Consider the following 988-nt stretch of genomic DNA (forward strand, 5'->3'; position numbering starts at 1 on the left):
GCCCGACGGCGGCGTCCAGCGCGAAGCCCTCACCGGACTCAAGTACCTCAGCGCCAAACACCGCGGCGACGTCGCCGACAATTTCCTTCGTAGTGGTCTCGTCAACCGAGACGCCCACGGTGTCGGCGTCGATGCCGCGCAGGTTGATGCCCTTGGCCTCGGCAGTTGCAACGATTTCGGCAGCCTTGCCCGGGACGCGGACGGTGACGGTGTCGAAGAAGCTGCCGTGCAGGACCTCAAGGCCCGCGGCCTTCAACGAAGCGGCCAGGGTGCGGGCGTGGTGGTGGGCGGTCTCGGCGATCGCCTTCAGGCCATCGGGGCCGTGGTAGACGGCGTACATCGAGGACACGATGGCCAACAGTGCCTGCGCGGTGCAGATGTTGGACGTCGCCTTCTCGCGGCGGATGTGCTGCTCGCGGGTCTGCAGGGCCAGGCGGTAGGCGGGAGTGCCGGCGTCGTCCTTGGAAACGCCCACCAGGCGGCCCGGCATCGAGCGCTCAAGGCCCTTCTGGACGGCCATGTACGCGGCGTGCGGGCCGCCGAAGAACAGCGGCACGCCGAAGCGCTGGGTGGAGCCGACAGCGATGTCGGCACCCTGCTCGCCCGGAGGCGTGATCAGCGTCAGGGCCAGGAGGTCGGCTGCGACGGTAACCAGGGCACCGCGTTCCTTGGCGGCGGCGATCACGGCGGAGTGGTCGAACACCCGGCCCGAAACGCCCGGCTGCTGCAGCACGACGCCGTTGATCTCGCCCTCGGGCAGGCCGGCGGACAGGTCCGCGATCTCCACCTCGAAGCCCAGCGCCTCGGCGCGGCCCTTCACGATCGCGATGGTCTGCGGGAGGCAATCGGCGTCGAGGACGGTCTTGCCGTCATGGGCCGTCTTGTTCTTGTTCGCGCGGCGCATCATCAGGACCGCCTCGGCGACGGCGGTCGCTTCGTCCAGCAGGGACGCATTGGCGATCGGCAGGCCCACGAGGTCCTGGACCAT

The 988-nt window shown here is 69.3% G+C and carries 1 protein-coding gene; it reads right to left on the reverse strand.

Annotated elements, in window-relative coordinates; genetic code table 11:
• A partial coding sequence (locus AC1DJW_RS26445) for a glycine dehydrogenase (RefSeq protein ID WP_476902946.1) occupies positions 1 to 988 on the reverse strand: 988 nt, incomplete at both ends.

This window comes from Arthrobacter sp. 05L417 (genome assembly GCF_056397865.1).